The sequence below is a fragment of the Candidatus Margulisiibacteriota bacterium genome (assembly GCA_031268855.1).
In the GTDB taxonomy this organism is placed as follows: domain Bacteria; phylum Margulisbacteria; class Termititenacia; order Termititenacales; family Termititenacaceae; genus Termititenax.
This window is the reverse complement of the sequence record JAIRWS010000043.1, coordinates 1-9,962: the sequence shown is the minus strand read 5'-3', so window position 1 is coordinate 9,962 and position 9,962 is coordinate 1. Positions and strand designations below refer to the sequence as shown.

Annotated in this window: 12 protein-coding genes; all 12 read right to left on the bottom strand. The window is 53.0% G+C overall.

The genetic code is table 11. From position 1 onward, the window contains the following. Window positions 1-100 precede the first annotated feature (100 nt). Complete coding sequence (locus LBJ25_02830; GenBank protein ID MDR1452892.1) at window positions 101-559, bottom strand: hypothetical protein; 459 nt, start codon at window positions 557-559, stop codon at window positions 101-103. Between the two features lie 9 nt (window positions 560-568). Beyond that, window positions 569-1,396 carry a hypothetical protein gene (locus tag LBJ25_02825; GenBank protein MDR1452891.1) on the bottom strand — a complete coding sequence of 276 codons (828 nt, stop codon included), beginning with the start codon at window positions 1,394-1,396 and terminating at the stop codon, window positions 569-571. Between the two features lie 3 nt (window positions 1,397-1,399). Beyond that, a complete protein-coding gene (gene purB, locus LBJ25_02820; GenBank protein MDR1452890.1) occupies window positions 1,400-2,692 on the bottom strand; it encodes an adenylosuccinate lyase in 1,293 nt (430 codons plus the stop codon). Between the two features lie 138 nt (window positions 2,693-2,830). After that, on the bottom strand, window positions 2,831-3,745 hold the full coding sequence (locus LBJ25_02815; protein ID MDR1452889.1) for an NAD(P)H-hydrate dehydratase: 915 nt from the start codon (window positions 3,743-3,745) through the stop codon (window positions 2,831-2,833). Next, complete coding sequence (locus tag LBJ25_02810) at window positions 3,732-4,253, bottom strand: epoxyqueuosine reductase QueH (GenBank protein MDR1452888.1); 522 nt, start codon at window positions 4,251-4,253, stop codon at window positions 3,732-3,734. Before LBJ25_02810 ends, LBJ25_02815 begins: the two co-directional genes overlap by 14 nt. After that, window positions 4,246-5,277 carry a hypothetical protein gene (locus LBJ25_02805; GenBank protein MDR1452887.1) on the bottom strand — a complete coding sequence of 344 codons (1,032 nt, stop codon included), beginning with the start codon at window positions 5,275-5,277 and terminating at the stop codon, window positions 4,246-4,248. The genes LBJ25_02810 and LBJ25_02805 overlap by 8 nt, the downstream gene beginning before the upstream one ends. 10 nt (window positions 5,278-5,287) lie before the next feature. After that, entirely contained in the window at window positions 5,288-6,139 is an 852-nt protein-coding gene (gene prmC, locus LBJ25_02800; GenBank protein MDR1452886.1) for a peptide chain release factor N(5)-glutamine methyltransferase, read from the bottom strand. Further along, entirely contained in the window at window positions 6,140-7,210 is a 1,071-nt protein-coding gene (gene prfA / locus LBJ25_02795; protein MDR1452885.1) for a peptide chain release factor 1, read from the bottom strand. Window positions 7,211-7,223: 13 nt separating this feature from the next. Then, window positions 7,224-8,096: a DUF1385 domain-containing protein gene (locus LBJ25_02790; GenBank protein MDR1452884.1), complete on the bottom strand. Its 873-nt coding sequence runs from the start codon at window positions 8,094-8,096 to the stop codon at window positions 7,224-7,226. Next, window positions 8,086-8,742, bottom strand: coding sequence for an MBL fold metallo-hydrolase (locus LBJ25_02785; protein ID MDR1452883.1), 657 nt, complete (start codon window positions 8,740-8,742; stop codon window positions 8,086-8,088). Before LBJ25_02785 ends, LBJ25_02790 begins: the two co-directional genes overlap by 11 nt. Before the next feature lie 8 nt (window positions 8,743-8,750). Continuing rightward, window positions 8,751-9,191: a dUTP diphosphatase gene (gene dut, locus LBJ25_02780; protein MDR1452882.1), complete on the bottom strand. Its 441-nt coding sequence runs from the start codon at window positions 9,189-9,191 to the stop codon at window positions 8,751-8,753. Between the two features lie 45 nt (window positions 9,192-9,236). Then, a partial coding sequence (locus tag LBJ25_02775; protein ID MDR1452881.1) for a hypothetical protein occupies window positions 9,237-9,962 on the bottom strand: 726 nt, incomplete at its 5' end.

Genomic DNA, 9,962 nt, shown 5'->3' with positions numbered 1-9,962 from the left:
CCAATTCCGCCATCCGCGCGAAAACTCAACTATATAATAAAGAAAGTTTTTTTAAAAGAGTTTCACCGCCAAACACGCTGCCCGCACCGCCCCGCTGGCGTTACTCTACTTTGCCTTTGCGTTTGGGCAGCCAGCTGGAGTCCACGTAAACGCCTTTGTTTTGTTTCTCCAAATTTTGAAAATCCGGCAGGTCAGTATTGGACTGCGGCGTAAACTCATGGCGCAAACGCTCCAGGCCGCGGACATTTTCGGTCAGACCCTCGACATGCTGATTGATCGCCACACCCTGACGCGACTGGCGGATCTGCGTGTAAGCATCGTTCAGGCCTTTTAGCATCGCTGAACCCTGGCTAAAAATATTGGCGATCAAACCAAAACCTTTTAGATCAAACTCTTTCATATTCTCAGCGATCTGTTTAACTGGCGAGGTTTGTTGAATTTCCCGAATATAAGCCACGCGTTCCGCGGGAGACATACCGCCCACAGCGGAAATCGGCGCCGTCCCGCCGCCTCCGCCGTAAGCCGGCGCGCTGCTCTTGTGTTTTTTCCGCTCGCTCATCTTTTCTCCCTAGATCCGCATCTTGCTGCCAGCGTTAACGTCCTTGCGCATTTTGCTCAGGATCTTTTTCTTGTAGGCCACCAGCTCGCCGGGGCTCATTTTAGAAGTATCTGCCGAGATCACCGAATGGGCTTGAGCAGGCGCGGCGGACTGCCCCAGCACCGTGCCTTTTTGCTGCTTTTCCAGCTCAACGCTCAGCAGCTCGGCCGTTTGGGTGATCTCCGTCTGCTCGGCCAGAAAAGTGTCTTTGGCCAGCAGCTCGCCGGTTTCCGGCGCATTGAGTACGATTGCTTTACGCAGCGCTTCCTGCCGTTTCCGCTCGGCCTCTTGCATCCGCGCCATGGCCAGCGCGCGTTTTTGCGCCTGCAATTCCTCGGCGTTATTTTTCAGCAAATCCTTCAATTCCGCAACACTGTTGAGCTGGCGTTTTTGCTCAGCCGGCTTGTGTTCCGGCATCAGCATAGTCAGCAAATCTTCTTTTTTATCATCCGCGTTGCTGTATTTCAGCAGCTCGGCGTAGATCGAACCCTGCATTTTGGCCTCGCGCAAAAGTTTGTCCACATAACGGCTGATTTGTAGCGGATTGTCCAGCCCGACAAAATATTTAAATTTCTGCTCATCGATCGTGCCGTCCAGATACCCCGTCAACAAAAAATCCAGCAGAAAATCATAGTACCGCTCCTGCGAACCGCCGCTCAGCAAAAAATCATAAAACTCGCCGGAGTCCATTTCGTAAAAAGGCTTCGACGGCGGCGCGCCGGGCATTTTGTTCAGAACTTCCCGCAGCTGCACCACGCGCTGCACACGCGCCAAAAATTTCTTAATAAACCCAAACATAGCTTATTTCAATACCCGCTTAAAAATTTTCCGCACATTACGGATCGCATACTGATAATCAAACAAATCCAGCAGTTCTTTTTTAGAAATCAATTTCAGAACTTCCGGATCGTTTGCGATATTTTCCCGGAAAGAGCCGTCCTCATCCCGCGCCCGCAAAGCATTGCGCTGCACCAATTTGTAGGCCGTTTCGCGCGTCAGGCCTTTGCCGACCAAAGCCAGCAATACGCGCTGGGAAAAAATTATTCCGCCGCAAGCGTCCATATTTCTGGCCATGCGCTGCGGATAAATTTCCAGGCCGGTCAAAACCTTGTGCGCCAGCGAAAACATATAGTCCAGCAAAATACAGCCGTCAGCGAAAATAATCCGTTCGGCGCCGGAGTGAGAAATATCACGCTCATGCCACAAGGCCACATTTTCCAAAGCCGCCCCGGCATAACCGCGCAAAACCCGCGCCAGACCGGTGATCCGCTCGCAGATAATCGGATTGCGTTTGTGCGGCATGGCGGAAGAACCTTTTTGGCCTTTGCCAAAAGGCTCGGCGGCTTCGGCCGTGTCAGTTTTTTGCAACAGCCTGATCTCCACAGCAATTTTTTCCAGTGAGGCGCCGATGATCGCCAGTGTGGTCATAAATTCCGCATGGCGGTCGCGCTGCACGATCTGCGTAGCCACAGCGCAAGGCGTCAGGCCGAGTTTTTGACAAACGTATTTTTCCACAAACGGATCGATATTGGCATAAGTGCCCACCGCGCCGGATAATTTGCCGACGGAAATATTTTTCCCGGCCCGGGACAGCCGCTGTTTGTTGCGCCGCATTTCCTCGTGCCAGAGCAGCAGCTTCAGGCCAAAAGTCGTCGGTTCGGCATGAATACCGTGCGTGCGGCCGATCATAATCGTGTCTTTGTATTTCAAAGCCTGTATTTTCAAGGCTTGCAGCAAAGCCTCCAGGTCTTTTTCTAAAATCTCCGCCGACTGCTTGAGCAGCAGACAGGCAGCCGTGTCGCCAATATCCGAAGAAGTCAAACCCAGATGAATGAAACGCGAGGCCGGCCCGACATTTTCCGCAACATTGGTCAGAAAAGCGATGACATCGTGATTGGTCTCTTTTTCGATCTCGTCGATGCGCCGGACATCAAACCGCGCTTTGGTTTTGATAGTCTGCCAATCTTTTTTAGGGATCAATCCCAGTTTATGATTAGCCTCGCAAGCCGCCAGCTCAATATTCAGCCACTGGCGAAATTTATTTTCCGGCTCCCAGACAGCCTGCATCACGGGCAAAGAATAACGTTCGATCATTGTATTGCGAATACCCCCTTAATTAAAGTTCCGGCCTATCCTTTTCATTTTTTTATATCGGCTAAAATTATAACATATTACTAATGTCCTTAATCCCGTAGAACCGCCAGCTTTTTTTCCGGTGTCAAGGCCGGCCAATTATTCCCCTTTGAGCAGGCGCAAAGCCGCGGGGATCTGCGCCAGAATATCGCCGGCGATCAGGCCGTCCACCGAATAAGCCTGCGCCGCCAGATTGCCGGCCAGACCGTGCACATAAGGCGCGCAAACCGCCGCGCGCAGAGCCGTCATACCGCGCGTGGACACCCATAGTCCGGCGATCAGGCCAGCCAGCACATCGCCGCTGCCGGCGGTGGCCATGCCCGGATTGCCGTTGCTGTTTAAAAAATATTTTTTCTGATCCTGCGTGATATAGGTTCGGTCTGCGTCTTTCAGAACAACTACGGCGTTATATTGCAAAGCGGCTTTGCTGGCCGCGGCAAAGGGCTGTCTACGAACCGCGGCGGAAGACCAGCGTAGCATCCGGCCCAGCTCGCCGACATGCGGCGTAACTATTAAACGCATGCGGGCGCGGCCGCGCTGCAAATCAGCTAAAATTTTTAAAGCGTCGGCGTCCAGCACCACACGCAGTCCCGGCCGGTAATTTTTGATGTACTGAAACAGGTTTCTGCTAAACGCTTTAGTCTGGCGGCGCAAAGACAGCCCTGGCCCGGCCAAAATACAATCATAATTGCCCAGGAGCGGCCGTAAAATTTTTAAAGCGGAGGCCCTCAGCGCGCCGCGGGCGCTGGGCAAAGGCAGAGTCATTATTTCCGGAGTCTGCGCGTCGAGCAGATTGGCTAACTCTCGGGGCACAGCCAGAGTCACCAGACCGGCGCCGCTGCGCAAAGCCGCTCTGGCCGCCAGCAGAGCGGCGCCGGTCAGGCCGCGCGATCCAGCGATCACCAGTACCCGTCCGGCCGTATACTTGTGCGTCCGGCGGGAGCGCGGCGGCAGCAAAGCGGCAATATCCGCCTGCCCCAAAATTATCTGCTTGACCTGTTCAACGCGCCGCATACAAGCACCCGCAATATTTTTGGCGGTAAAGGCCCAGCTCCCGGGACAATTGCCGGCTGCGCGGATACAAACTGCGAAAATCAAAATTTAGAAATTTTCCGCCCTGCCGCCGCGCGGCCTCCTCGCCGGCTGAAGTTATCTGCGCAAAATTTTTTTGCGGTGAAATAGACAAAGTTGTCGCAAAACCAGCGCAGCCTTCAGCCTGTGCCGCGGCATAAGCCAAACGATAATTAAAACAAATCTGGCAGCGCGCGCCGCCTTCTGGAGCGGCCGCCAAATCTTTAGTTAAGTCCAGCCACTCCTGCGGCTCGTAAGGCGGCGCGCTTAACTCAAAAGCAAAATATTCTTGCAGTTTGGCAAACTGCGCCAAGCGTTTTTGATATTCTGCCTCCGGCTGAATATTGGGATTGAAAAACAAAACAGTCAATTTATATTCCGGCGCCAGTTTTTCCAAAACCGCTGAACTGCACGGCGCGCAGCAAGCCTGCAGCAGCAGGCTGTTACTCATCTTCTTCTTGCTGACGCAAGGCGCTGACCCGCAAACGCACAAAATCCGCGTTTTTGTAGCCAGCTTCCAGCGCCTTTTGGTAGTACTGGATCGCCTGCGCGCGCAAATTTAAATTGTCACAAGCGCTGGCCAGATAATATTGATAATCAGCATTCTTGCTGTTGGCCGCGACGCGCGGCTCCAGCACCGTCAGGATACCTTGAAAATCTTTGCCCAGCAAAGCATTCTCGGCAAACTGCACGTAAATTTCCGGCTCTCTATTGCCAGCCGTGATCGCCTGCCGAAAATTAGCGGCGGCTTTTTGCGGATCATCCAATTTAGCATAGGCCAGACCGAGATATTTGTACGTGCTGGCTTCCGGCGTATAGACCACGCCACCCATACGAATGCCGTCATTTAAATAATCCAAACCGGCCTGCCAGTCTCCGCTTTTTAGTTTCAGCTCGCCCATCTTGAGCAAAAGATCCACATCGCGGTAGCCAGCATCGAACGCTTCTTGAAAATAAGTCCCCGCGGCCTGCAAATCTTCCAGAGCGTAGTAGCCCAGACCGACATAATAAGCCAGCGGATTGACGGTTTCCGGATCTTCCTCGATAAAGCCTGTAAAAAAATTAATAATTTCCTGATGCTTATTTTGCCTGGCCAGCGCCTTGACTATGCGCTGCGATGTGCTCAGTTTTTCTTTGGGAAACTTGCGAAAAAGCTGCATACACACATTGACCGCGGTCTCCGCAGCGTTTTTGGCCTCGAAATAATCCGCCACATTCGCGCCCATCTCGTAAGTCAGATCCGGTTTTTCCAAAGCGACTAAATAGGCCTTGTCCGCCAGTTTTGGCCGGCGCAGACCAGCGTAAGCCGCGCCCAAATAATAATAATTATGCGCGCTTTCGCGGGTAAACACAGCTTCGCGGGAAAGCTCCAGCAGCCGCGGATAATCCTGCCGTTCAAGAATATCGGCTAGCGGATCATAAGCGGCAGTAACCAAAGCCCCCAGCAGGCCGAGCAAAATAAAAAGCTTAGGCATGAAATTCCCCTCACAATAAAGTATACACTACCCGCTCTTTTCCACCAAGGTCTTTGACTATCTGCGTCGGCGCGGAAAAGCGGCTTTGCAGCAGCTCGGCCACCCGTCCGGCTTGCCGTTGTCCGACCTCAAAAAAAACGCCTTTTAAGTTTGGCGCCGTGCCGCTTTGCGCCAGAATTTTCTGATAAAACTCCAGCCCATCATTCTGCGCCAGCAGAGCCAGCCGCGGCTCATGGTCCCGTACTTCCGGCTCCAGGACAGCATATTCGGCGGGAGAAATATACGGCGGATTGGCAACCAAAAAAACGCCGCGTGTTTCCGCGGGAATATTGACAGCGTTCAACAGGTCTGCTCTGATAAATTCTATTTTATCCGCCACCTGCTGCGCGGCGGCGTTCTCCCGCGCCACCGCCAGAGCTTCCGGCGAGATATCCAGCGCCAGAACTTTTCGGCCGCGCCGGGCAAAACAGACCGCCAAAACACCGGAGCCAGTCCCCACGTCAATAATCAGCTCAGCCCGGTCAAGATACCGGCAAACCGTCTCCACCAAAATCTCGGTGTCGTAACGCGGAATTAAAGTGTGAAGTGAAACTTTGAACTTTTCATTCATAAACCAAGCCTCGCCGGTAAGATACTGCAAAGGCTCGCGGTTGGCGCGGCGCAAAAGCAGTTTTTTGTAAGCCGTGCGTTCTGCCGCGGTCAACGGCTGTTCAAAACGCAGATAGAGCTCGATCCGCTGGCAACCCAGCACAAAAGCCAGGAGAGCTTCGGCATCGTGCTTAGCGGCGGCCACACCTTTGGCACGCAGAAAGTTTTCCGACCACTTCAGGATTTTTAAAATCGTCCAGATCTCGGCGGACATTTATGCCGCCTGCAACTTAGCAATACGGTCAGCCTGGATCAAAGCGTCGGTGATCGCGGACAAATCGCCGCCTTTGACTATCGCGTCCAGATTGTAGAGCGTCAAGCCGATGCGGTGATCGGTGATGCGGTTTTGCGGATAATTGTAAGTGCGGACTTTTTCCGAGCGGTCGCCGGAGCCGACCTGTGTTTTACGTAAATCTTTTTCTTTGGCCAGCCGCTCTTTTTCCTGTTTTTCATACAAACGGCTGCGCAAAACGCGCATGGCGCTGTCACGGTTGGCATGCTGCGAGCGGCCGTCCTGACAGGAAACCACCAGCCCGCTCGGCAAATGCGTGATCCGCACCGCTGAATCGGTCTTATTGATATGCTGGCCGCCCGCTCCCGAAGAGCGGTAAGTGTCGATTTTCAAATCCGTGGGGTTTATTTCAACATCCACATCCTCGACTTCCGGCATGATCGCCACGGTCGCCGCCGAAGTATGCACGCGCCCCTGCGCCTCCGTCTCCGGCACACGCTGCACGCGGTGCACGCCGGACTCGTATTTCATCTTGCCGTAAATACCCTCGCCGCTGATCTCCACGATGACTTCTTTAAATCCGCCCTGCTCAGCCTCGGTCAAAGACAATACCTGAAAACGCCAGCCGTTGCGCTCAGCGTAACGCCGGTACATCGAAAAAAGATCTGAGGCAAACAAAGCAGCTTCTTCGCCGCCTGTCCCCTGACGTATTTCCAAAATCGCATTTTTATTGTCATCGGGGTCTTTGGGCGCCAGAAGAAATTTTAACTCTTCTTCCAGCGCGACCGCCGCTGCGCTGTTCGTTTTCCATTCAGTTTCCGCCAGCTCGCGCAGCTCTTTATCCCCGGCCGGGTCAGCCAGCAGGGTTTTAGCGTCCGCGGCGGCCTGCTTAACTTTTTTGTATTCCTGATATTTCTCGACAAGCTCTTTCATCTCCGCCTGAGCGCGCATCAGCTCGCGGTAACGCTTCAGATCCGCGGTCACCTGCGGGTCATACAAAGCCAGCTCGTTGTCGCGGTAACGTTTGACGATCTCTTCGATTTTGCCCAGCATTAGACTCTTCTTTCTATCCTTCTATGCCTTTGGCGGCTTCCAGCGCCGCGATCGCCGCCTCGACCATTTGTGCATCCGGCTGGCGCGTGGTCAGATACTGCAAAAGCAAGCCCGGCCCCAAGATGATATTCGTCAAAAACCCCGGCAGGCGGCAGACCAAACGCACTAGCTCATAACTCAAACCGGCCACGACCGGCAACATGAGCAGCTTGAGCAGCAGACGGGAAAACAGCGCCGTGCGGCCAAAAAGCGCCAGGACCAAAATCGAAACAACAAACACCACGAGCAAAAACGAAGTGCCGCAGCGCGGATGTAGCGTGGAATATTTTTGCACATTTTCCACTGTTAATTCTTCGCCAGCTTCGTAAGCATGCACAGCCTTGTGCTCTGCGCCATGAAAACCGAAAACGCGGATCATGTCCCGTGAAAAACCGACAGCCAGCAAAAAAATAATAAAAATCAAAATACGCGCCGCGCCTTCCAGCAGGTTTAAAAGCAGCACGCTGCTAAAAACATTTTGCAGGCGCGAGAAAAAAAAGGCCGGCAAAAAAACAAAGAGGCCGAAAGTCAGTAAAAGTGAGACCGCCAGCGAGACCGGCATTTCGTATTTAGACTGTTTGGCCTGCTCTTCCGGCAGGGCTATACGCAGAGAAAAATCCAGCGCCTTGACGCCGATGCTCAACATCTCAATAAGATTGAAAAAACCGCGCAGGAAAATCCAGCCCAAAAAGGGAAATTTCTTTTTCCAGGGCGTGTACTCCTGGCGCTCGACGACCAGGCGGCCGTGCGGCGCGTAAACAGCATAACCCAGAGCCTGACCGCCTTTCATCATGACGCCTTCGATCAGCGCCTGACCACCCAGCAATTCTTTGTTTTTACCTGACATTATTTTCCTCCGGCAAATATTCTAAACAGACCACCTGCGGCGCGCCTTTGAGATCCTGCCGCTGCAAACGCCAAATGTTCTTTGGCTCAGGAATTATAATATTTTTTTGCCGGACGAGAAACTCCGCCAGATCGCAGGCCGGCCGCGGATTGTATGGCGTGCGGTACAGCATAGGCAGCGCATACTTGTGCGGTATCTGCTGCAAAACCGGCGCGGCCATCTGGGGCGTCAAAACAGTTCCGCCGCCGACCGGAAAAAACAAAATGTCCACCGGCCCGATCTGCGCCAGCAATTCCTGATCCGGCGGCAGACTGAGCGCGCCCAAATGACAAAAACGCACCGCCTGCATGTCCCAGCAAAAAATCGTGCTGGCGCTGTGCGGCTCGCCGGCTGTTTGGACGGGAATGCCGCGGATCTTGACCCAATTCAATTCACGGTAGCCTTCACCCTGAATGACCGCTGGCTGACCGCCGACCGCCTCGATACAGTTATGCTCAGCTTGATTACGCGAAACCAGAATAATATCCGCCGCGACTTCCGGAAAAACGTAACCCAGAAAACCGCTGTACGGATCGGTCAAAACCCGCAGGCCGTCGTCGGACGCCACCCAAAAACAGGCATGGCCGAGATATTTGATCTCCAGCATAAATAAACTTAAAGCCCGGTCGAGCCAAAACCGCCGGCGCCGCGCGCGGAGTCTGGCAGCTCGGAGACAAATTTTAATTCCGCTCTGGCCACCGGCGCGATGACCATTTGGGCAATACGCTCACCGCGCCGCACGGTAAAAGGCTCGCGGCCAAAATTGGTCAGGAGCACGCCGACCTCGCCACGGTAATCCGCGTCGATCGTGCCCGGACTGTTCAGCACGCCGATATTTTTTTTGAGCGCCAGACCGGAGCGCGGCCGCACCTGCGCTTCATAACCAGCCGGCAAAGCCATTTGAAAACCGGTCGGGATCAATTTAGTCTCGCCAGCCGCTAAAACGACAGGCTCCGCCACCGCGGCGTAAATATCCAGACCTGCCGCGTGTTCGGTCATGTACCGCATCGAAGGCAGGTCATCCATGTTCGGCAGTTTTTTGATGAGAACTTCCATTGTTTTCTCCGCAGTTAAAATTGGCTTTGATTATAGTATCAGATACTAGTTATGGACAAGCGACTCCGTCTCTTGAAGTATTTCTTTTAATAAATGCCTGGTCTCTGCAAGTTTCCAGAGATTTATGCGTATCTGCCTAACAATAGCAGGAGTTATGCCGTATTTTTTACATAGCTCGCTATCCTCAACAGCTCTGGTTTTAACCAAAGTCAATTTTGTAACAGCTTCAGTTATTCTGGAGATATTTTCCGACGTCACAGCAATAGTCCGTAATTGCGCAATAATTTTTTCATATTTATCTGACAATACCAGACAAAAAGCCGCAAATTTATCCGCCAAATACTGTATCTGCAATTCTTTTAATACATCCACTAATTCGCGGCATTTTTCTATATTTGCCGGTTCGGCGGCGGCTTCCAGATAGGCGTCCTGCAATAATTCGTAATCCGCGTCCGTTATCCAGCCCGTATACGCCTGCACAAGATCCAGAGCGTCAGTTATGGCATAAAGTCTGGTGTTTTCATTATGAATTTCCCTAACTGGCGGCGCGCGGCGCGGATTGGGTTTCGGCATGGCAAAATTGGTCTGGCTTTGGATGGAGCGCAATAAGTCCTGAATGTCCTGATATAAAGCATCCTCCACCGCCTGCTGATTTTCCTCCGGCGTAAAACTCTGGTCAAAATAGGTTTTGCGGTGTTTCGGCGTACCATCCGGCGCGTTAAAGCCGTCCGGATTGAAACCGTTGGTACGGTCTGTCTGGAAATAGCCCTC